This is a genomic window from Paenarthrobacter nicotinovorans, assembly GCF_007670255.1.
In the GTDB taxonomy this organism is placed as follows: domain Bacteria; phylum Actinomycetota; class Actinomycetes; order Actinomycetales; family Micrococcaceae; genus Arthrobacter; species Arthrobacter nicotinovorans_B.
Genome location: NZ_SZVS01000015.1, coordinates 26,872 through 46,621, shown reverse-complemented (window position 1 = coordinate 46,621; position 19,750 = coordinate 26,872). Strand labels below are relative to the sequence as shown.

Annotated in this window: 20 protein-coding genes; 10 read left to right on the top strand and 10 right to left on the bottom strand. The window is 63.8% G+C overall.

Features of this window, described 5'->3' with window-relative positions:
• The 4 genes from FDP28_RS18910 to FDP28_RS18895 all read left to right on the top strand — a co-directional run bounded on the left by FDP28_RS18910 (position 1) and on the right by FDP28_RS18895 (position 3,315).
• Entirely contained in the window at positions 1-195 is a 195-nt protein-coding gene (locus FDP28_RS18910) for a hypothetical protein (RefSeq protein ID WP_260842538.1), read from the top strand.
• A gap of 127 nt (positions 196-322) precedes the next feature.
• On the top strand, positions 323-520 hold the full coding sequence (locus FDP28_RS18905) for a hypothetical protein (RefSeq protein WP_144663148.1): 198 nt from the start codon (positions 323-325) through the stop codon (positions 518-520).
• Positions 521-1,099: 579 nt separating this feature from the next.
• A complete protein-coding gene (locus FDP28_RS18900) occupies positions 1,100-1,765 on the top strand; it encodes a TetR/AcrR family transcriptional regulator (protein ID WP_144663147.1) in 666 nt (221 codons plus the stop codon).
• An 86-nt stretch (positions 1,766-1,851) separates the two neighbouring features.
• On the top strand, positions 1,852-3,315 hold the full coding sequence (locus FDP28_RS18895) for an APC family permease (RefSeq protein ID WP_144663146.1): 1,464 nt from the start codon (positions 1,852-1,854) through the stop codon (positions 3,313-3,315).
• A 48-nt stretch (positions 3,316-3,363) separates the two neighbouring features.
• Here FDP28_RS18895 and FDP28_RS18890 read toward each other — a convergent pair whose 3' ends face one another.
• The 3 genes from FDP28_RS18890 to FDP28_RS18880 form a co-directional block, all read right to left on the bottom strand.
• Positions 3,364-4,698 (bottom strand): cation:dicarboxylate symporter family transporter, encoded by a 1,335-nt coding sequence (locus tag FDP28_RS18890; protein ID WP_144663145.1) that lies wholly within the window; start codon positions 4,696-4,698, stop codon positions 3,364-3,366.
• Between the two features lie 140 nt (positions 4,699-4,838).
• Positions 4,839-5,321, bottom strand: coding sequence for a hypothetical protein (locus FDP28_RS18885; RefSeq protein ID WP_144663144.1), 483 nt, complete (start codon positions 5,319-5,321; stop codon positions 4,839-4,841).
• Between the two features lie 31 nt (positions 5,322-5,352).
• On the bottom strand, positions 5,353-6,303 hold the full coding sequence (locus FDP28_RS18880) for an HhH-GPD family protein (protein ID WP_144663143.1): 951 nt from the start codon (positions 6,301-6,303) through the stop codon (positions 5,353-5,355).
• Positions 6,304-6,428: 125 nt separating this feature from the next.
• Here FDP28_RS18880 and FDP28_RS18875 point away from each other — a divergent pair, with 125 nt between their 5' ends.
• Entirely contained in the window at positions 6,429-7,130 is a 702-nt protein-coding gene (locus FDP28_RS18875) for a hypothetical protein (protein ID WP_144663142.1), read from the top strand.
• Between the two features lie 53 nt (positions 7,131-7,183).
• On the opposite strand, the gene disA is transcribed toward FDP28_RS18875, so the two are convergent.
• The 5 genes from disA to FDP28_RS18850 all read right to left on the bottom strand — a co-directional run bounded on the left by disA (position 7,184) and on the right by FDP28_RS18850 (position 12,469).
• Positions 7,184-8,260: a DNA integrity scanning diadenylate cyclase DisA gene (gene disA / locus FDP28_RS18870; RefSeq protein WP_144663141.1), complete on the bottom strand. Its 1,077-nt coding sequence runs from the start codon at positions 8,258-8,260 to the stop codon at positions 7,184-7,186.
• Positions 8,261-8,441: 181 nt separating this feature from the next.
• Positions 8,442-9,065: a Pr6Pr family membrane protein gene (locus FDP28_RS18865; protein ID WP_144663140.1), complete on the bottom strand. Its 624-nt coding sequence runs from the start codon at positions 9,063-9,065 to the stop codon at positions 8,442-8,444.
• A gap of 53 nt (positions 9,066-9,118) precedes the next feature.
• A complete protein-coding gene (radA, locus tag FDP28_RS18860) occupies positions 9,119-10,492 on the bottom strand; it encodes a DNA repair protein RadA (RefSeq protein ID WP_144663139.1) in 1,374 nt (457 codons plus the stop codon).
• 10 nt (positions 10,493-10,502) lie between these two features.
• Entirely contained in the window at positions 10,503-11,228 is a 726-nt protein-coding gene (locus FDP28_RS18855; RefSeq protein WP_144663138.1) for a phosphatase PAP2 family protein, read from the bottom strand.
• A 113-nt stretch (positions 11,229-11,341) separates the two neighbouring features.
• Complete coding sequence (locus FDP28_RS18850; RefSeq protein WP_144663137.1) at positions 11,342-12,469, bottom strand: FUSC family protein; 1,128 nt, start codon at positions 12,467-12,469, stop codon at positions 11,342-11,344.
• A 249-nt stretch (positions 12,470-12,718) separates the two neighbouring features.
• Here FDP28_RS18850 and pstS point away from each other — a divergent pair, with 249 nt between their 5' ends.
• From pstS to pstB, 4 genes are all read left to right on the top strand, one after another.
• Positions 12,719-13,840 (top strand): phosphate ABC transporter substrate-binding protein PstS, encoded by a 1,122-nt coding sequence (gene pstS, locus FDP28_RS18845; protein ID WP_144663136.1) that lies wholly within the window; start codon positions 12,719-12,721, stop codon positions 13,838-13,840.
• A 128-nt stretch (positions 13,841-13,968) separates the two neighbouring features.
• Positions 13,969-14,901: a phosphate ABC transporter permease subunit PstC gene (pstC, locus tag FDP28_RS18840; RefSeq protein WP_144663135.1), complete on the top strand. Its 933-nt coding sequence runs from the start codon at positions 13,969-13,971 to the stop codon at positions 14,899-14,901.
• Positions 14,902-16,005 (top strand): phosphate ABC transporter permease PstA, encoded by a 1,104-nt coding sequence (pstA, locus tag FDP28_RS18835; RefSeq protein ID WP_144663134.1) that lies wholly within the window; start codon positions 14,902-14,904, stop codon positions 16,003-16,005. It begins immediately after the preceding gene.
• A gap of 70 nt (positions 16,006-16,075) precedes the next feature.
• Positions 16,076-16,855: a phosphate ABC transporter ATP-binding protein PstB gene (gene pstB, locus FDP28_RS18830; RefSeq protein WP_144663133.1), complete on the top strand. Its 780-nt coding sequence runs from the start codon at positions 16,076-16,078 to the stop codon at positions 16,853-16,855.
• A 158-nt stretch (positions 16,856-17,013) separates the two neighbouring features.
• Here pstB and FDP28_RS18825 read toward each other — a convergent pair whose 3' ends face one another.
• Positions 17,014-18,030: an inorganic phosphate transporter gene (locus FDP28_RS18825; RefSeq protein ID WP_144663132.1), complete on the bottom strand. Its 1,017-nt coding sequence runs from the start codon at positions 18,028-18,030 to the stop codon at positions 17,014-17,016.
• A 1-nt stretch (position 18,031) separates the two neighbouring features.
• A complete protein-coding gene (locus FDP28_RS18820; RefSeq protein WP_144663131.1) occupies positions 18,032-18,649 on the bottom strand; it encodes a DUF47 domain-containing protein in 618 nt (205 codons plus the stop codon).
• Between the two features lie 175 nt (positions 18,650-18,824).
• On the opposite strand from FDP28_RS18820, the gene FDP28_RS18815 reads away from it, so the two are divergent.
• A complete protein-coding gene (locus tag FDP28_RS18815; protein ID WP_144663130.1) occupies positions 18,825-19,550 on the top strand; it encodes a hypothetical protein in 726 nt (241 codons plus the stop codon).
• The last annotated feature ends 200 nt before the right edge of the window (positions 19,551-19,750 follow it).

The following is a 19,750-nucleotide window of genomic DNA, read 5'->3' as shown; positions in this document are numbered from 1 at the left end:
GTGTACGTCGGCATTTTCTTCATCCTCGTGGCGGCCGGATTGCGCTTGGCGGGCGGGCATTTCGCTGGATCGTCCCGTGAAGCCCGGGCCGCGGCCAGCTTTCGGGGCGTCCATGCGGTTCCCGTGGGAGCCGCGGCCTTCCTGGTTGCTGCGAGCGGTGTTTTCATCGTCGCTGCGGGCATCAGCATTGGCTGATTTCGGCCGATGCAGACCGCGTCCGGAGGGTGTCCCAACCGTGTCCCAAACTGACACGGTTAGGCCGCGGCGCCGGGACGGATGCTGGAAGTAGCCCAATAACCCACCTATTTGAGAGTTGATCTCGATGATGAACAAGAAGCTCGCACACGGACGGCATGTCGAGTGGCTTCGGGCATCGGCACACTTCAACGAAACCGATCTCGGCGAACGGACCGACCTTCAACTGAAGCGCTCGGGGAAACTCGTTCACCGTCTCCTTCAGGACATGGCAGAAGGCCGCGATACCAGCGATGCCTCGCCCTGGCCAACGCCTGGCTCCTGACACCCATAGTCTGCGGTCCGTAGCGCTTGTTCCCTGGCACTGTGTTCAGGCGCTGCGGCCGCTTCCTTCGTTCCAAGAGGCAGAGTTGGACAGTCGTGAATCGGGAGGGATGGCAACCGCGTCCCCGGTAGGGCCAGCACCGGGGGACCCGCCCTCAACCCTCATCATTCCGGTCGACTTCGGCGGTTCCGCGGGGCCGGACCTGGCGACGGCGTGCCTGCTTCTGGACATGCCGCCGCGGACGTTGATCAGGCGCCTGTGCCGGACCAAGCACACGGTCAGGTCATTCGCGGCGCCTGCAGCCTCTGCCTTGATCGAGGTGCCGTGGGGGAGTCACTGGCATCAGATGGGCTACGCAGGGAGGCGCGTTAAGACCGTGCCCCAGGGTTCCCTCATACTCTCTGCCCTTGGCGTCACTCTCACAAGCTGCGACGGCTACACGGACGACCTCGTAGTAGGCCGGGTAGGGGAGCGTTTTGCCGATTGCCTCATTGGGCGAGGCGATTCGGTGTGGCTCCGGTGTTCTAAAGCTAACGACTGTTAGTTAGACTCATTCTATTACCGCCCTTTGAGGATGAAATGAGTCCATCTCCGCGTGAGCAGGCGAACGCTGCTGTCCTGGAATTCCTGTCGAGACGCGACTGGTCCGCCCAGACGCACGCCCGGAAGAGGATCCTCCTGGCTTTCCTTCGGTTGGCTGCCACCAACGGTTACAACTCGGTGAGCATGCGTACGCTCGGCCGCGAGTTGGGACTAAAGGCGCCGAGCCTCTACTCCAGTTTTCCCCAGGGCAAGGACCAGATTGTGGCCGAGTCGCTCCTTTGGTTTACCCATGGATTCGCCCGCGAGCTTCTGGAAGCCGTTCAGCATATTCCCTGCGCGGGTGACTCGTGGGCGGCCCTTGTCCGCTTCCATGTGATCCAGCAGGTGAGCAGGCCCGAGGCGGAGCTCTGGAACCTGCTGGTTGCCTCGGACAGGGTGGCTGGTTTCCTGGGGGAAGGCCTGCGTCATGAGTTGTCCCTGTGGCAGCGCCTGCACGAGCAGATGTATGCGGCCGCAGCGGAGGAGATGGGGCTGGCGGTATCCCACCAAACCATCCAGGCCATTTTTACGCTGCTCGACGGCGCTCCCCATTGGTCCGGCTGGGACGGCGCGGCTGCCCAGTTGGAAAGCCTGGCGGACCATGGGGTGGCCCTGTCCCGTTCCTTGCTCGAAGTCAGTACCGGAAGCCGCGTCGGTACGTAGTCGGCACTGTCCCAACATGGCACAACGCCCCTCCTTAACCCGTCGCTACTGTGATATGGAACTCAATATTCAGTGATGAGGATTACATGAATAACACCACCCTTGACGCACCAAAGGTGTCGCGTCACACCCAGGAGAACCGGCTCAGCGGCAATATGGGAGTGGGCGAGCTTGTGATGAACGTGCTCGCCTTCTCTTCGCCCTTGGCCACGGTAGCGGGCACCCTTCCGGTCCTGCTGATGTTCAGCGGGCAGACAGCGCCGGCCATCTACCTGCTGGTCACGCTCATGCTCCTGATCTTCTCCGTCGGTTTCGTGAAGATGAGCCGCAGCGTCCAAGGCCCTGGTGGCTTCTACTCCTTTGTCACCGCAGGGCTCGGCAAACCCGCAGGCCTGGGAGGTGCCTTCCTTGCGCTGTTCGGCTACATTTTCATCGGCTTCTTCGCGCCGTCCTTCTTTGGCGTGACGCTCCAGGGCTTCGTGGTCAACACCCTGGGCGGGCCTGACATCCCCTGGTATTGGTACGCGCTGGCCATTACCGCTGTCACTACGCTGCTGGCCTACAACCGAATTGATCTATCGGCCAAGCTGCTGACCCTTGTCATGCTGCTGGAAGTGGCGGTGATCGTTGTGTTCGATGTGGTGTCCTTCTCCACAAACGGACTGGAAGCAGTGCAGGGCGCAGGACTTGCCCTCCCGTCGATCACCGACGCAACCCTGGGACTGGCACTCCTTTTCGCAGTGGGCAACTTCTTCGGATTCGAGGCAACCGTGATCTACCGGGACGAGGTCAAGAACCCGGACAAGACCATCTCCCGGGCCACCTATCTTGCCGTCGTGGGCATCGGCATCTTCTACGCAGTGGCAGCGTGGGCCTTCATCGCATTCTTTGGTGCGGACAAAATCCAGGCCGAGGCTTCGAGCAACACGGTGAACCTCTTCAATGACGCGCTCGTGGGCCTCGTGGGACGAATTTTCGCGGACGTCGCCGTCATCCTGCTCATCACGTCCGTCCTGGCCTGCATGCTGTCCATCCAGAACATCGCTGCCAGGTACAGTTTTGCCCTTGCCTCGGATCACGCTCTTCCCAGGTTCCTGGGCAGGGTCCACCCGAAGCACAAGTCGCCGTACGTCTCGGCGTTGGCTGTGGGCATCATTTGGGCTGCGGCGACCGTACTCTTTGCGGTCCTGGGCGTTGCACCGGAGGCGCTGTATCCCATCGCCAGCGGAAGTGGCACCTTTGCCGTGCTGCTCCTGATGTTCATCACGAGCTTCGCCGTCCTGGTCTACTTCATCCGCCGCCGTGGCTTCGCGCCGGAATCGGTGTGGAAGACCATCGTCGCACCCATCATCAGTGTTTTGTTCCTTGGAGCCATCACGTACCTGGCCATCGCCAACTACCCGGAACTGATCGGCGGTTCGGCGGTCCTGACCCTGATCTTCATGACCTTCACGTTCGCGCTCTTCTTCGGCGGCATCGTCTATGCCTTCTTCCTGCGGACCAAGCGCCCCGACATCTACGCCCGCCTGGGCCGCCAGCGGATCGACTGAGCCGGAACGGGCGGCCATGGGGCACAGGGCCGCCCGTTCCCACATTCATCAGGAGACGGCAACTGCTGCGGGGACGGGCGAGGCCGCAACTTTGCCCTCGAAGGCTGCAAGCATCGCCTCCCGGTCGAACTGGCCTTCCCATTTCGCCACCACAAACGTGGCTACACAGTTGCCGAGCAGGTTCACCACGACGCGCATGGAGTCCATGAGCCGGTCCGCTCCGAGGAGCAGTGCAACCCCGGCGACGGGGAAGATGCCCAGCGCTCCTGCCGTGGCGGACAGGGCAAGGAAGGCGGAGCCTGGCACGCCGGCCATGCCTTTGGACGTCAGCATCAGCACTCCGAGTGCGGCCAATTGCTGCCCGAGGTCCAGGTTGTGGCCGAAGGCCTGGGCGAGGAAAAGCAGGGAGATGGAGAGGTAGAGCGCCGCGCCGTCGAGGTTGAAGGAGTATCCGGTGGGAACCACCAGGCCTGTGGTCGCCCTGGAGCAGCCGGCGTTGGTCAGTTTGGTCATGATCCGTGGCAGTACGGATTCGGTGGAGGCCGTGCCCAGGGCCAACAGGAACTCTTCGCGTGAGTACTTGATGAACTGCCACAGAGGGACGCGCGGGTAGACCCAGGCGACGACGAACAGCAGTCCGATGAAGACCAGGGCGGAGCCGTAGCATGCGGCGATCAGGAGTGCGTAGGTGCTGAGCGAGCTGAGACCGTACTGGCCGATGATGAAGGCCATGGCACCGAAGGCACCCACCGGGGCAACCCGCATCACCCAGGCCATGATCTTGAAGAAGAGCTCGAGGGTCGTCTCCATGACGTCGATGACCGGCTTGCACTTTTCCCGGCCCACCACCACGATTGCAGCCCCGAAGAAGACGGCGAAACACAGGACCTGAAGCAAGGAGTTGGATGCGAATGCGCCCACCACGCTGGCAGGGATGATGCCCAGCAGGAACTGTCCCGCATCCTTGGGTGGGGCGGTGGTGGTCTTGGCATTCACTGCATCCGCGGACAACGTGGCGGGATCGATGTTCAGGCCAGCGCCCGGCTGCACGATGTTGGCCACCACCAGTCCGAAAGCCAGGGCGAAGAGCGTGGCGGCGGTGAAGTAGATCAAGGCTTTCACGCCCACCCGGCCCACAGCTTTGACGTCTCCCACTGCGGAGATCCCTGTGACGATGACCAGGAAGATCAGTGGGGCGATGATCATCTTGATGAGCTGGATGAAGCCGTCGCCCAAGGGGCGAAGCGCGGAACCAAGGTCGGGCCAGAGGTAGCCGATGCTGATCCCCAGCACCACGGCCACCAGGATCTGGAAGAACAGGGATTTGTACAAGGGCTTCTTGGCCGCCTGGCTCACGGCGGAGGCGGGTGCAGGGATCTTCAAAGTGGCGCCTATCTGTGCGATGGCCGTGCAGGGTCACGGTCCGGGATCACCTAAGACGCTATGGAAGGGTTGTTTCCGGGATGCTAATTCCAAGGGCTTGCTGTGTTTAATATCGGAATCAAGTTTCCACGATGCGAAATTTAGGGGTTTGGGCGTAAGCCATCCGCAGCCAGCACCACACCGGCGGAAATGAATTTGCCGCACTGTTCGCCGTACGGGTACGCGCCGCGGGGTGTAAAGCTCACCGTCCGCACGGGCAGTGCCACACCGGCCTTGGACGTGCCGGTGACCGTCACTTCCATCGGAGACTCCGAGAGGGTGGGCAATTCCACGAAGCCCTGCAGGGTCCCGTCCGGAGACGAGGTTGCCGAGCACACGCCATCCGGTGTGCACGTCTCATCCGACGTCACGGCACCCGGGTTCAGCATGAGGTCCTTCTCGGTGCAGGCTCCGTCCTGGCACGCCTTCAACCGCAGCGAGCCCACTTGGTCCGCGTAGTCGGCGGTGACGGTCAACGAGACGGCCGCTACGTGGCCGATCGCGGGACAAGCAACCGGCACGTCTGCGCAAGCGGATAGCAGCGCCGTCCCGGCAAGGGTCAAAGCCAGCCCGATTCTCCCCATGACTCAGGGTAGGACGGCAACCCCGTCGCCGCTACGCCGGAAGCCGCAACCCGTCGTCGTGCATTTCGGCCAGTCCGTCGGCGAGCAGGCCGTCCAAGGCCCGCTCGAGCTGCTCCGGTGCGGAGTTGAGCCGGTGCAGGGCGGCCAAGGGAATGCCGATACCCGACGCCTCGAAGCCGAGGTCGGCGGGCGCGCGCTCGAACATGTCGCGTGGGACGGGGTGTGCGGCCTCGCGCAGGACAGCCATCACGGCACCGCGGACCTGGCGATCGGTGCCGTGCCAGGACTGGCCCTTGGGGGTGTACGACGGCGGCGGCTCACCGGCCGCGAGCCAGGCGCAGCTGTCGCGGACAGGACACTCCGCGCACTTGGGACTACGGGCCGTGCAGACCATGGCTCCCAATTCCATGACCGAGGCGTTCCATCGCACGGAAAGGGCGTGGTCCTCCGGCAGCAGGGCGTCCGCAAGCCGCATTTCGACAGCAGTGAGCGCCGGAGCCGGCAGGGCATTCCCGGAGACAAGCCGTGCATGGACGCGCCGGATGTTGGTGTCCACCACGGTTTCCCGGCGACCGTAGGCAAAAGCTGCGACGGCGGCCGCGGTGTAGCTGCCGACACCCGGCAATCCAAGAAGCTCGGGAAAGGTGTCGGGAACCTTGCCGTCGTGCTCTTCGCAAATGGCGACGGCGGCCGCGTGCAGCCGGAGGGCGCGGCGCGGATACCCCAACCGTCCCCAGTGACGTACGGCCGCGCCGGACGCTTCCGCTGCCAGGTGGGCGGGCGTCGGCCACCGCTCCATCCAGTCGAGCCACACCGGGAGTACCCTCACCACGGGGGTCTGTTGGAGCATGATTTCGCTGACCAGGATGCCCCACGCGGTGCAGTCCGGCCGGCGCCAGGGCAGGTCCCGGGCAGCCCCGGCGAACCAGCGGTCCAGGGCGTCGTGCAGCCGGGCAAGCTCATCGGAATCGGGGAGTGTCATACTGCCATCAACTGTAGTGGAACCAAGGTACAGGCCGGCTCATGGCCGACGTCACACAGGCCCGGATTGCTGCCTCGCGGCGTGGAGGTTAGGTGCTCCGTCGGCCACGAGCCTAGCCTAGATGCATGGCCACCAACGGTAAGCAGCACCCGAGCGCGCGCTCCGCCGCGCCGGCAAAGAGCGCTGCCCGGGGCTCCTCCAGCACCCCGGCAAACAGGCGGCGGCCCAGCCCTGCCGTGTACCGCCGTCGTCGTCAGGTCGTTTTCGGAGGGCTGTTGCTGGTGATCGCCCTGGTCGTGGTGGGTGTGCTGGCACTGACTGGCCTGTTCGCAGGTTCTCCTGAGCCCCAGGCTGTCAACACAACGGCGCCAACATCAGCGCCCACGCAGGGGAGCGCGCCGTCCGTGGCGGCGTCGCCGTCGGCCTCGCCCACCCCGGTGTGCGACTTCAACCTCATGACCGTCGCAGCGAAAACGGACAAACCAGCCTACGGTCCCGACGAAAAGCCGCTGCTGACCATGACCATCACCAACGGCAATGCGGCCCCTTGCGAGGTCAACGTAGGCACATCCCAGATGGAATACGTGGTCATGAGTGGCTCGGACCGCATTTTCTCGTCCAAGGACTGCCAGACCGGCGGAGTGGACCTGGTCAAGACCATCCAGCCCGGCAAGAGTGAAACCGCCAACTTTCCGTGGCAACGCAACAGGTCGCTTGAAGGCTGCGGCGTGATCAACGCCAAACCGGGCGGGGGCGGCGCCTACTACACGTTCGAGGCGCGGCTGGGGAACAAGGCCAGCCCCAAGGCTGTCTTCCAGCTGAACTGACCGCCCGGCCGTGGCCGGTTTGGGCAGCAACGCCCCGACGGCGGCAGCCGGCTTTAGAGGAACCGGTCCAGCAGGCTGGCCTCGGCCATGCGGCTCAGGCCTTCGCGGACCGTGCGGGCGCGCTGATCGCCGATGCCGTCCACTGTCATGAGGTCGTCAATGGTGGCCGCCATCAGGTTCTGCAGCCCGCCGAAGTAGTCCACCAAACGGTCGGCAACGGCCTTGGGCACGGACTTCAGGCCGGACAACAGGCGGTAGCCCCGCGGCTGGACCACTGCGTCCAACTGCTCGACGCCGCCGGCAAAACCGATGATATGGGCGATGCGGCTAAGGTCGATCAGTTCCGTGGGGCCCAGGTTCAGCAGTGCCTGGACGGCTTCCTCGATGTCCTCAGGGGTGGCGTTGGGGTCGGAGTAATCGCGGATGATCACTTCACTGCCCGGACCGCGCCCCACGGTGAGTTCTTCCACCTGGAGAGACAGGAGGCGGCCGTCTTCGCCGAGTTCAAGAACGTATTGGGCAATTTCCTCGGAGATCCGGCGGACCATTTCCTGGCGTTGCAGCGTGACGGCCACGTCCCGCACCGTCACCAAAGCCTCGATCTCCAAGGCAGAAAGGGAACTGGTGACCTGATCCAGCCTGGCGCTGTACCGCTCCAGCGTTGCCAAGGCCTGGTTGGCGCGGGCGAGGACCTTCTCCGAGCCCTCCAACACGTGCCTCAGCCCGTTCACGTACAGCGCGATGATCTGCATTGACTGGCTGACGGAGATGACCGGGACCCCGGTCTGGATGGCGACTCGTTCGGCCGTGCGGTGCCGGGTGCCCGATTCCTGGGTTTCGATGCTGGAATCCGGCACCAGTTGGACGGCTGCCTTGATGATGTTGCTGGCATCCTTGTCGCAAATGATCGCCCCGTCCATTTTGGCCAGCTCACGGAGGCGGGTGGGCGAGAAGTCGATGCCGATGTCGAAGCCGCCCGAGCAGATGGAATCTATGGTGCGGTCGTATCCCAACACAATCAGTGCGCCGGTGCGCCCACGGAGGATGCGTTCCAGGCCATCGCGCAACGGAGTTCCGGGTGCGACTCTGGCAAGAGTCGCCTTAAGCGATTCTTCCGGGCTCCGGGCCATAGGTTTTCCCTTCGAAGGTGCAAGCCATGGCTCGCAAACATGCTGAAACCGGCGTCTGCGGGCGCATCCAAAAATGGCCTTGTGACGCCAAGCTCAATGATAGGGCTTCATTGCACCGTTAACCGCACCAGCAAGCCCCAAAGTGGGTCATTCGTTATGTTCGCCGGGTGCTTCAAAGTGGCTAGTAATCAACCTGCCGCTTGAGCCTGTTCCCGAGCCAGAGCATCGCCAGGCTCACCACCAGGAAGCCGACGGAGATTGCCAGGGCGAAGACCACCACTCCGCCCCAGCCGCCGGCGCGTGCCGGATCAATGAACCAATAGGGGTACCAGTTCACGAAGGCGCCCCGGACCAGGCTGTAGACCAGGTAGGCGATGGGGTAGATCAGCCAGTACCAGATGTGCCGGAGCTCAAGCGTGGCCCGCGGGGGTTGGAACAACCAGTCCGCCACCATCACGACGGGCATCAGGTAGTGCACCACGAAGTTCACCCAAGGGACCATGGATCCCAGGTCCTCGCCGGCAAGCAGGGCACCGAAGACCAACCCCACCACTGCCATGGCGATGGTGGCCGTACCGCGCGTGACATCGTCCGCCTCACTGGGGCGTTTGCGGATCAGCACCCTGTAGCCGCTGATGAGCAGCACGATGGCGGCAAAGATATTGGACAGGTTGGTGAAGTAGCTGAAGAAGTTTCCGACGTCGTAGCCGAGCCCGATGTGGACCGCCAGCTGAGTCGCCACCGCCACCAACGTCAAAAGCCCAAAGAAAAAGCGTCCCCCGATAAGCACATTCCGTTTGGTCATGGGCCAATCTTCGCCGAAGCAGAGCCAGGATGCCGACGGACACCCCGAAAGAGTTAAGTGATGAGGAGCTCCAACGCCTCCGCCAGATGCCCCACCTCGCGGACGGAGAAGCCATCCGGGATGATTCCTGCTCCGGCGGGGCTTGCCGGAACGATCGCGTGGGTGAAGCCGAGCCGGTGGGCTTCCTGGATGCGCTGATTGATGCCGGGAACCGGACGAACCTCTCCCGCCAGCCCCACTTCACCAAAGGCAATCAGGCGCTGGGGGAGTGCCTTCCGGGACTTCGCGGAAGCAACGGCCAGCGCGACAGCCAGGTCCGTGGCAGGCTCCGTAAGCTTCACCCCGCCTACGGTCGCCACGTACGAGTCATCCTTGTGCAGCATGCAGCCCGCGCGTTGCTGCAGGACCGCCAGAAGCATGGCAACGCGGGAGCTCTCCAGCCCACTGGTGGCCCGTCGGGGCTGGGAATTGGGGCTCTCCGCCAAAAGCGACTGAACTTCAGCCAACAGAGGCCGGCGGCCTTCCATGGTTACCGTGATGCACGTTCCCGAAACCGGCTCCCTGGTGCGTGAAACGAACAACCCACTGGGATCAGCGAGTCCTTCAATGCCTGCCTCGTTGAGGTCGAAACAGCCAACATCGTCCGTGGCGCCGTAACGGTTCTTGACCGCCCTCAGCAAACGGAGCCGCGAATGGCGCTCGCCTTCGAACTGGCACACGACATCCACCAGGTGCTCCAGCAGGCGCGGTCCCGCAATGGTGCCTTCCTTGGTCACGTGGCCGACCAACAGCGTGGTCATATTGCGCCTCTTGGCTGCGGCAATGATGGAGGCGGCTACCTCGCGCACCTGCGAAACACCGCCCGCACTGCCCTCAACATCCGCGCTGCTGAGCGTCTGCACCGAGTCCACGATCAGGAGCTTCGGCTCAAGCTTCTCCACCTGGCCCAAGGCCTGGCCCAGGTCGGTTTCCGCCGACAGGTAAAGGGTGTGGGCGACGGCGTCGATCCGTTCGGCGCGCAGCTTCACCTGCGCCGCGGACTCTTCTCCGGTGATGTACAGGACGTCCTGCCCGGTTCGGGCGAACTTGGCCGCGACGTCGAGAAGCAGCGTGGATTTTCCGACGCCGGGTTCCCCCGCAAGCAGGATGACGGCACCCGGAACGAGCCCTCCTCCGAGGACGCGGTCCAGCTCGTCCACTCCCGTGGGCAGGAAGGCCGCGGTGGTCCCATCGACCTCGGCGATACGCCGGGCGGGCTCCAGAACGGTGGCGGCCGCCGTCGTACGCGCAACAGTGGCGCCGTACTCCTCAACGGTTCCCCACGCCTGGCATTCGCCGCATCGGCCCACCCACTTGATGGCCGTCCAGCCACATTCGGAACACTTGTAGGCGGGTGTCTTGGATGCGCGGGAAGTCTTTGAAGCCATGCGTTCCAGATTAGTCGGGGGGACTGACAGGATTAGCCCGGCCGTACCGCACCGCGTCAATGAATACGGCCAGGCCACAAACGCCCAGCGCCACGCCCATCGATGCCACGACGTCAGTGAGCCAGTGGTAACCAAGGTAGAGCCGGCTGTAGGCGACCAGCAGCGTGACCAAAGCAGCGCCGGCGTAGGCGAGGACCGCCGTCGTACGGGTCCCGGAACGCGAGACCAGCAGATACGCAAGGACCCAAACGAAAACTGCGGCGCCCAGCGTATGGCCGGACGGGAATGACAGGGCATCGTCCGGCCCAAGGAGGAAGTCCGACGACGGCGGCCGTGACCTGGAGACCTCCAGTTTGATGACGGTGGCCAGGACGACGGTGAGCACCATGGCACCCATCAGGATGGCCGGACGCCACAGCTCCCTCTTCCACACGGCCCACACCACGGCCACCAGTCCACCGGCCACCGACATCACAGTCGGCGACGTAACCGCAGAGACGCCGGCCAGGAAGCCTGTAGCCACCGGGCTGCGGGAGTCGACGACGAACGTGTGCACGGCGCCGTCCAGGGTTGCCAGGCCACTCGCGGACAGAACGGCCGCGAACATCAACCAGAAGACCGCGTCCCCGGCCACGAAGAGCGCACCCGCCCAGAGGAACAGAACCCGCTGGGGCAGCCGGAGGGCGGGGGCAGGCCTGGGACGCACTGACAGGCGTGGTGAAGATGCGGAAAGCATCGGCCCATTCTGCCAAACGGTCCTGAGGCTAGTCTGGGAGCCTCGCGAGTTGGCATTTAATGACAATGCCGGGCCGTGGGATTGTCATTAAATGCCAACTCGGCGGGCGAAAACTACAACGCCGGAAGCACTGCCCGGGCCTCCTCCGGCTCCATCCCGCTGGCTTCCAACAGGTCAACCATGAGCGGCCGGAAAAGCATCACCACGGTTTCACCCTCAAGCCTTTGGACATCGAGCATTTTGGGATGCAGCCGGGCGGCGATGTCGGAAAGGTCGTTCCGGGCACGCCTGAGGTGGACCCTGCGGGTGCCTTCGCTTTGCTCGGAGAGGCCAATGGTCATCTCATCAATGGCGGCGGCAGTCTCCTGCAGCACCTCCGAGATACTGTCGATTGCCTCATCGGATAACGCAGCGTGGTTGATGGCGCTGGTGAGGCGGCGGGCGAACACACGGCTGTTTCGGAGTGCCAGATCAATGTATTCGAGGGAGTGTTCCAGGCTGGCGAGTTCTTCGCGGTGCCTGCGGTGCGCGGGGGCCAGCGTGGCGACCTCGCCGGATGCCCGCAGGGTCTGCCGCATGCGGTCAACCAAAGGCTGGCAGTTGCGGCCGCGGATCAACGCGTGCCAGGCAGCTGTCGAGTCGCTTTCGATCATCGCCGTGGCGCACTCCCGCAGTACCTCGGCGAGTTCGTGCAGGATCTTCTGGACGTCCTTTCGTGGCTCCCTGCGCGGATCCTTCGGCACCAGGATGGTCACCAGCAGCGCACAGATGCCACCCACCACGGCGTCCAGGCTACGCGTGAACGGCCCGCCGGCCGGCGCCGGAAGCAGCACCACCAGCAACGACTGCAGACCCAGCTGAGTCGTGAAGATGGTCCCGCTGTCGAGGAACCTGGCCAGCAGGATGGAAAAAAGAAGGACGACGGCGGCCTGCCAGATTCCAGCGCCCAGCCAGTGGAGCAGGAGGTCGCCAACCACGATGCCCAGTGTGCAGCCGAGGCCCACCTCTATAACCCGGCGCAGACGGGGATCGCGCGAGAAGCCCAATGCGATCAGGGAAGACGTCGCCGCGAACAAGGGTCCTTGGTGGCCCAGGACGTATTCGGCGAAAGCGTAGGCGCCCACGGCGCACACGGTCATTTGGATGGCCGGAGTCAAGGAGTTCCGGCTCCGAACCAGACCGGTCCGCACTCTGGCCCGCAGAAACTTCTTGCTTGCGTTCAGTCCCTTAGCGGCAGCCATGCCTTTCAGTCTATTTGCCCGGCCACCTTCCGCCGAGGAACGACGAGCGTAACGGTGGAACCACTCAAGGTGGCACGCGCCACATAACCCAATGGTCCGCCGTCGTTCACCTTCCGTTCACCTGCCACCGCCGATCCCGTTACCTGCGCTCCTTACCTTCAGTAAAGGAACAAAACGGTCCACAGCTCGCGCACGCCGAAATCTCCGTTCGGAACGCATCTGAGAAATCCCTGGAAGGGGCACATCCAAGTGAAGGCAACTCGCTTCGGCCGCAACGCGGCACTCGCGGTCATCGCAGCAGGCGCACTCGCGCTCACCGCTTGCGGTTCTGACAACGCAACCGGCACCACTGGCGGAACCCAGTCCGCAGGAGCCGGCACCAAGGTGACGGGCACCCTGACCGGCATCGGCGCCTCCTCCACCGGCGCAGCCATGGACGCCTGGAAGGCCGGTTTCGCCTCCGCGAACCAGGGCGCCACGGTCCAGTACTCCCCGGACGGCTCCGGCGCAGGCCGCAAGGCCATCATCGACGGTTCGGCACAGTTCGCCGGCTCCGACGCCTACCTGAAGGACGACGAGCTCGCAGCTTCCAAGGCCAAGTGCGGCCCCGAGGGTGCCATCAACATCCCGGTGTACATCTCCCCGATCGCCGTCGCCTTCAACATCCCCGACGTCAAGGAACTGAAGCTCGACGCCGCTACGGTTGCCAAGATCTTCCGCGGCCAGATCACCAACTGGAACGACCCCGCAATCGCAGCACTGAACTCCGGCGTCACCCTGCCGGACCTCAAGGTCACCCCGGTCAACCGCTCCGACGACTCCGGCACCACCTCGAACTTCACCGATTACCTCGCATCCGCCGCTCCCGAGGTCTGGACCGACAAGGCTGCAGGCGTTTGGCCCGCCTCCCTGAAGGGCGAGAACGCCAAGGGCACCTCCGGCGTCGTCAAGACCGTCACCGACACCCCCGGTGCCGTGACCTACGCCGATGACTCCGCAGTCTCCGGCAAGCTGGGCACGGCTTCCATCAAGGTCGGCGACGAGTTCGTGAAGATCTCCGCCGACGCTGCTGCCAAGGCTGTTGAAGCCGGCAAGCCCGTTGACGGCCGCGCCAGCAACGACGTCGCCATCAAGCTGGACCGCAAGACCACCGCATCCGGTGCCTATCCGGTAGTGCTCGTCTCGTACCACGTTGTCTGCACCACCTACGAGACCAAGGCTGTTGCCGACCTGGTCAAGGCCTTCGAGACCTACGTCGTTTCTGACGAGGGTCAGAAGACCGCTGCCGACGCCGCTAAGTCCGCACCGCTCTCCAAGACGCTGCAGGACAAGGCCAAGGCCGCCATCGAAACCATCAAGGCCAAGTCCTAAGGCTTGCGCCCAGAGCACGGCTGAACACTGAAGTTCCCTGTCCCGCTCCCCGGTGGCCAACGCCGCCGCGGCGGGGCAGGGAACTTGGCCGTGCAAGACCAGTTCACTCCAGACTGAAGGATCGTGAAGTGACCACCAACTCCCTGACAACCTCCCGAGGCGCAGGACGCGCCGGGGACAAGGTTTTCTCCGGGGCCGCCATGGCCGCAGGGTGCCTTATTCTCGCAGTCCTCTTCGGGGTCGCGTTGTTCCTCGTGGTGCAGGCCATCCCGGCGCTCACCGCCCCGCCCGCGGACATCCAGGGCGGACACGGCTTCTTCGCCTACATCGCCCCGATCGTGGTGGGCACGCTGATCGCCGCTGTGATTGCACTGATCATCGCCACGCCCGTGGCCATCGGGGTGGCCCTGTTCATCTCGCACTACGCCCCGCGCCGGCTCGCTGCCGGGCTCGGTTACGTGGTGGACCTCCTGGCCGCCATCCCCTCCGTTGTCTACGGTGCCTGGGGTGCGGCCTTCCTGGCCAAGGAAATCTCCCCCGCCTATGACTGGCTGGCCAACAACCTCGGATGGATCCCGATCTTCCAAGGACCGGCCTCGGCTACCGGAAAGACCATCCTCACGGCAGGCATCGTCCTCTCGGTCATGGTCCTTCCCATCATCACCTCCCTGTCCCGCGAAATCTTCCTGCAGACCCCCAAGCTGCACGAAGAAGCCGCGTTGGCCTTGGGAGCCACCCGCTGGGAAATGATCAAGATGGCTGTGCTGCCCTTCGGCCGTCCCGGCATCATCAGCGCCGTCATGCTTGGCCTGGGCCGTGCGCTCGGAGAGACCATGGCCGTTGCCCTGGTGCTGTCCTCCGGCGTCCTCACCGCCAGCCTGATCCAGTCCGGCAACCAGACCATCGCCGCCGAGATCGCCTTGAACTTCCCCGAAGCCAGCGGCCTGAAGGTCAACACTTTGATCGCTGCCGGCCTGGTGCTGTTCGTCATCACCCTTGGCGTGAACATGATTGCCCGCTGGATCATCACCAAGCACAAAGAATTCTCGGGAGCCAACTAAATGACCGCCACAGCAGTCCGCAAGCGCTCCGCGCTCACCAAGGGCCAACTTCCGAAGTTCGCGCCCTACATTGTCCTGGCTGTCGCACTCATTGTCGGCGCGGCCATCCTCGCATTGATCGGCTTCAACGCCTTCGGCTGGGGTATTGTCTCGGCCATCCTTTTCGCCGTCGGCCTGGTCTCCTGGAGCGGCGTTGTCGAAGGTTCCCGCAAGGCCAAGGACAAGCTGGCTACCTGCCTGGTTGTGGGTGCCTTCCTGATCGCTTTGCTGCCGTTGATCTCGGTGATCGTCACGGTCCTCATCAACGGCATCCCCGGACTCATCACCCCCGGCTTCCTCGGCACCTCCATGAACGGCGTTACCGGCGCTTTCGACAACAAGGCAGCCGAAGAGGGCGGGAAGGTCCTCGGCGGTATCTACCATGCGCTGATCGGCACCATCCAGATCACGCTGCTTGCAACGGTCATCTCGGTGCCCGTCGGCCTGCTCACCTCGATCTACCTGGTGGAATACGGCAACGACCGTCCGCTGGCCCGCGCCATCACCTTCTTCGTCGATGTCATGACCGGCATCCCCTCGATCGTGGCCGGCCTTTTCGCGGCAGCGTTCTTCTTCGCAGTCGTGGGCCCCGGCACCAAGACCGGTGCGGTAGCCGCCGTCGCGCTTTCGGTCCTGATGATCCCGGTGGTGGTCCGCTCCAGCGAGGAAATGCTGAAGATCGTCCCGAACGAGCTCCGCGAGGCCTCCTACGCGCTGGGCGTACGCAAGTGGCGCACCATCACCAAGGTGGTCATTCCGACGGCGATCTCCGGTATCGCTTCCGGCGTCACCTTGGCGATCGCGCGCGTGATCGGTGAGACCGCGCCCATCCTGGTGACCGCCGGCTTCGCCACCACCATCAACAACAACGTGTTCAGCGGCTGGATGGCTTCGCTGCCCACGTTCATCTACACGCAGATCCTCAACCCGACGTCGCCGTCCAACCCTGGTCCGTCCGACCAGCGTGCCTGGGGCGCTGCGCTGGTGCTGATCATCCTGGTGATGCTCCTGAACCTCGGAGCACGCCTTATCGCCCGCATCTTCGCTCCCAAGACGGGCCGTTAGCCGCCAGCCGGGCACTCCCGCCACTCCCGGCACGAAAACTTCCAGAACCCCCAAGGAACAAAGGAACACCATGTCCAAGCGCATCGACGTCAAAGACCTGAACGTCTACTACGGCAATTTCCTGGCCGTCGAGGACGTCAACATCAACATCCAGGCCAAGTCCGTGACGGCCTTCATTGGCCCGTCCGGCTGCGGCAAATCCACCTTCCTCCGCACCCTCAACCGCATGCACGAGGTCCTCCCGGGTGCCCGCGTCGAAGGCGAAGTACTGCTCGACGGCGACAACCTGTACGGTCCCGGCGTGGACCCCGTAACCGTTCGCACGCAGGTGGGCATGGTCTTCCAGCGCCCCAACCCGTTCCCCACCATGTCCATCCGCGACAACGTGCTGGCCGGTGTAAAGCTGAACAACAAGAAGATCTCCAAGGGCGCAGCCGATGCCCTGGTGGAGAAGTCCTTGGTGGGCGCCAACCTGTGGAACGAAGTGAAGGACCGCCTGGACAAGCCGGGCTCCGGCCTCTCCGGTGGCCAGCAGCAGCGACTCTGCATCGCCCGTGCCATCGCCGTTGAACCCCAGGTGATCCTCATGGACGAGCCCTGCTCCGCACTGGACCCCATCTCCACCCTTGCTGTTGAAGACCTCATCAACGAGCTCAAGGACCAGTACACCGTTGTGATCGTGACCCACAACATGCAGCAGGCTGCCCGTGTGTCCGACAAGACCGCCTTCTTCAACATCGCGGGGACGGGCAAGCCGGGCAAGCTCATTGAATTCGCTGACACCGCCTCAATCTTCAACAACCCGTCCCAGAAGGCCACGGAAGACTACGTCTCCGGCCGCTTCGGATAAGGGTTCTGCGGGTTCCGGCTTCTATGGGGGAGTCGGCACATAACGACGGCGGCCGTCGCCTTGGGGGTACGGCCGCCGTCGTTCTTTGTTGCCCAACTGGGGGACAGATGAGGGTCCACTGAACGCTCAGTGGACCCTCATCTGTCCCTTGGTTGGGTCTAGAGGCGGGTGAGGGGGGAGAACGCGAGTTCCAGGATGAACGCCGCGGCCGCAGTGATCAGCGGGGTGGCTACCCAGAACATCAGGATCCTCCGAACGAGGCGCCGGTTCACGGTGTGGAACCGCTGGTTGATGCCCCCGCCCAGTACGGACGCTGTGAGCGTGTGCGTAGTGGAGAGCGGCAGCTGGAAACCAATGGCACCCACAAACAGCATGACGGACGTCAGGGTCTGGGCCACGAATCCCCGTAACGGATCCACCCGGATCAGTTTGTGCCCCAGGGTGTGGGAGATTCTCCAGCCACCCAGCAATGTTCCCGCCGTGAGCATGACGGCCGTGAGCAGCAGAATCCATAGGGGTAGCTCGTGACCGCCTGACAACCCGGCGGCCACAACGGCCAGGAAAATGACCGCTGCTGTGCGCTGGCCGTCCTGCAGGCCATGACCGAACGCGACAGCCGCACTGGACACGGCCTGGGCCCGCCGGAAGCGCCTGTTCACCACATTCGGCTGGGTGTAGCGGGCGGCCCACGTCACTGGCCACACCAGCAAATACGCCGCGCCGAAAGCTATCAACGGGGAAAGCACCAGCGGCAGCACCACCTGGGTGAGAACGATGCCGTCCACGCCACCGAGGGAGTTTCCACCCACCAGGATGCTGGCGCCGCCCGCACCTATGAGCCCACCCACCAACGAGTTCGTGGAGGACAAGGGAATGCCCCGCCACCACGCATAAACTCCCCACAGTATGGAAGCCGCCAGGGCTGAGGCGAGCATGGTGAGGCCTCCGGTGCCCTGGGGTAGCGTGATCCAGGATTGCGTGAAGGCCAGGACGAACGTCCCGCTGAGCATGGCGCCCACAAAGTTGAAGACAGCAGCCAGGAGCACGGCGACCGATGGCGTGAGGGCTCGGGTCCGCGTTGAAAGCGCGACGGCGTTGGAGACATCCCGGAAGCCGTTCAGGAATGCAAAACCCGAGGCCAAAGCAACTACCAGGACCAGGACGGCGATGGTCACGTCATGATTCCTTGACGATGATGCTGCCTACCTGCGTGGCGACCTTCCGCATGTCCTTGGTTACTTCAACCAACTGGTTGGCGATGTCCCGGTGCCGTGCGTACTGTGTCGACTTCATGTCCTTGAGCATCTCCGCTACCCAGATGCGGTGGGTGCGCTCGGCACGCTTCGCCAGGCGGAGTATCTCGATCCAGTAGTCCTCCAGCTCGTCGAGGTCTTCGAGTTTCCGCATGGCGTCCACCGTCAGCTCGGCCTGGCGGCTGATGATCTCCAGCTGGTCGGCCGCACGTTTGGGGAGCCGGTCCAGCTTGTAGATCGCCACGAGGTCCCCGGCGGCATCCAGCTTCTCCATGGCCTCGTTGAGGTGCCGGGAAAGGGTGTACATGTCCTCGCGGGGGAGGGGGTTCACGAAACTGGTGCGCATATGCGTCAGGAGGGCGAAGTGCAGGTCCAGCGACTTGGACTCGTGCTCGTGGAGCTCTTCTGCGAGCCGTTCGTGCTCGCTGGCAGGGGCGCCAAGAATTTCGGAGAGCGTCCCGGTGGCGGCCACGATGACGCCGGCCATCTGTGCCAGCAGTACGAGCCCGGCAGGTTCCTGGGGGAAAAGGCGCAGCTTCATATCGCTTCCGGGCTGGGGACGGGTGGGCGCGGGCCGCTTGACTTGACGCGATCCGTTTCGCTCCCAACTTTACCGGTCAGCAGGAGTGCTGCGGGAACTACTCCCCATCGCAAGCCGCCGCACATCCATGCAACACTTGGGACGTCTGCTAATTAATCCAATCAATGGGGGAACTATGCGTCTCAATAACCTTATGAAGATCAGCGGCCTGGCCGCTGCGGGGCTTCTTGCCCTGAGTGCCTGCGCTCCCGCCGCGACGGGCCCGACGGCGGGCGGTTCCGAATCGCCGTCGTCCTCCTCGTCCTCGTCCTCCTCGCCGTCTGCCTCGTCCGCAGCATCATCGGCTGCCTCCGAGGGCACCTCCTCGGGTTCCTACAAAGTAGCGTCCTGGGCGCTCCCTATCTCGGACGCGGGGGAGAAGCTGGGCAGCATGAAGGGTGACAGCTTCTCCGTCGACGTCTTCCAGGTGGCTACGGACGTCGCTTCCAAGGACAGCATGTTCGTGGACAAGGAAACCAAGGAGAACCTGCTGAAGAAGGGCGCTCCGATCGTCTACGTGAACTACGTGGTCACCAACACGTCATCGGCCGACATCCCCCTGAGTCACTCGCTGGTGACGCCCAACGCCAAGTACACGGACTGGAAGTACCTTGGCGGCATGCCGTCCGACTCCAGCAGTGACGGGTTCAAGAAATATGGCCTCACCAGCTCAGGCATCAAGCTGAAGGAGAAGGACCCGTTCGTGCTGAAGCCGGGTGAGTCGTTCAACATTGCCGAGAACTTCGCCTACACCGCGGGCAAGGAAGCCGAGATCAAGGCGACCATGACGCCCCAGAACGCAGCAGGCGACCTTGACCACGACAAGAAGGAAACCGCAGAAACCACGGTGACGCTGAAGTAGTTTCTGCCGCGTTTTGCCCGGGCTGCCTCAGGGCTGGTCCGGGCAAACTGCTTTCAGGCATAAAAATGGTGCCGAACCGGATACGCCTCTCGGCGGTAGGCCGCTCGAAGCGGCTATAAGTTGAAGCCCGGGGGTTTCGCGGTTCGACACCAGTTTCAGTTTTCCCCGTCTGGCTGGCTAAGTCAACATTGACAGTCCGG

What these genes read in the sequence shown, in the direction of transcription:
- FDP28_RS18895 (WP_144663146.1), top strand. Translation starts at nt 1,852, where the DNA reads ATGAATAACACCACCCTTGACGCACCAAAGGTGTCGCGTCACACCCAG.
- FDP28_RS18815 (WP_144663130.1), top strand. Translation starts at nt 18,825, where the DNA reads ATGCGTCTCAATAACCTTATGAAGATCAGCGGCCTGGCCGCTGCGGGG.
- FDP28_RS18865 (WP_144663140.1), bottom strand. Translation starts at nt 9,065, where the DNA reads ATGACCAAACGGAATGTGCTTATCGGGGGACGCTTTTTCTTTGGGCTT.
- FDP28_RS18885 (WP_144663144.1), bottom strand. Translation starts at nt 5,321, where the DNA reads ATGGGGAGAATCGGGCTGGCTTTGACCCTTGCCGGGACGGCGCTGCTA.
- FDP28_RS18880 (WP_144663143.1), bottom strand. Translation starts at nt 6,303, where the DNA reads ATGACACTCCCCGATTCCGATGAGCTTGCCCGGCTGCACGACGCCCTG.
- pstB (WP_144663133.1), top strand. Translation starts at nt 16,076, where the DNA reads ATGTCCAAGCGCATCGACGTCAAAGACCTGAACGTCTACTACGGCAAT.
- FDP28_RS18820 (WP_144663131.1), bottom strand. Translation starts at nt 18,649, where the DNA reads ATGAAGCTGCGCCTTTTCCCCCAGGAACCTGCCGGGCTCGTACTGCTG.
- radA (WP_144663139.1), bottom strand. Translation starts at nt 10,492, where the DNA reads ATGGCTTCAAAGACTTCCCGCGCATCCAAGACACCCGCCTACAAGTGT.
- FDP28_RS18875 (WP_144663142.1), top strand. Translation starts at nt 6,429, where the DNA reads ATGGCCACCAACGGTAAGCAGCACCCGAGCGCGCGCTCCGCCGCGCCG.
- FDP28_RS18850 (WP_144663137.1), bottom strand. Translation starts at nt 12,469, where the DNA reads ATGGCTGCCGCTAAGGGACTGAACGCAAGCAAGAAGTTTCTGCGGGCC.
- FDP28_RS18855 (WP_144663138.1), bottom strand. Translation starts at nt 11,228, where the DNA reads ATGCTTTCCGCATCTTCACCACGCCTGTCAGTGCGTCCCAGGCCTGCC.
- pstA (WP_144663134.1), top strand. Translation starts at nt 14,902, where the DNA reads ATGACCGCCACAGCAGTCCGCAAGCGCTCCGCGCTCACCAAGGGCCAA.
- FDP28_RS18905 (WP_144663148.1), top strand. Translation starts at nt 323, where the DNA reads ATGATGAACAAGAAGCTCGCACACGGACGGCATGTCGAGTGGCTTCGG.
- disA (WP_144663141.1), bottom strand. Translation starts at nt 8,260, where the DNA reads ATGGCCCGGAGCCCGGAAGAATCGCTTAAGGCGACTCTTGCCAGAGTC.
- FDP28_RS18900 (WP_144663147.1), top strand. Translation starts at nt 1,100, where the DNA reads ATGAGTCCATCTCCGCGTGAGCAGGCGAACGCTGCTGTCCTGGAATTC.